General features: G+C 58.8%; 1 pseudogene. It reads left to right on the plus strand.

Features of this window, described 5'->3' with window-relative positions:
- Positions 1 to 685 (plus strand): annotated as a pseudogene (locus IVB42_RS02285) (hypothetical protein); the annotation flags it as partial.

Genomic DNA, 685 nt, shown 5'->3' on the forward strand with positions numbered 1-685 from the left:
TGACCATTCGCATCACCAAGAAGAAGGCCATCTGGTACATCCGCAGGCGGGATATCACCATCCGCCTCTGCGAAGTCCGCCAGCTGCCGTATGAGCAAGCGAGATACGTCGCCAAGCAGATACTGCTCGCTGCCGAAATGAAGCGCGACCTCCGCGATGTTGCCACGGTCCTGCTCAGCTACGCCTTCCCCGGCAATCCCCAATCAAATGCAGTTGACCAGAGACTGGAACACGGACTCGCGAATTGGGAGAAGGCCAAGACGCTTCCCATCGGAGCGATCGCGCCGTTCTGGACCTGGAAGACTTTGACGGAGAAATTTCTCGCTTACAAGAAGCCGAAGCTGAAGGAGAGCTACCGGGAGGAATACGCGCACTATCTGGAGCTCGAGCAGTTCGCCGCCGTGAACGACAAGATGGTCCGCGACATCAAGCTGAGCGATCTCGAGAAGCTCAGAGACGCGATCGGAGAGAAGCACGCGCCATCAGCCGTCCACCGGGCCGTGACCCAGGCGAAGGCGATGTTGAGCTGGGCCTGGAAGTTTTATGCCACCGCCTCGGGTCTGGAGGACGTGCAGTACGAGTGGTGGACGAGATGGTCCTTCGAATATCACACGAGCGAACGCACCCGCACCCCCTCCATCGACGAGATCGCACGCACCCTAGTCATTGCGGAGAAATTCACCCA

This window comes from Bradyrhizobium sp. 45, assembly GCF_023073155.1.
In the GTDB taxonomy this organism is placed as follows: Bacteria; Pseudomonadota; Alphaproteobacteria; order Rhizobiales; family Xanthobacteraceae; genus Bradyrhizobium; species Bradyrhizobium canariense_D.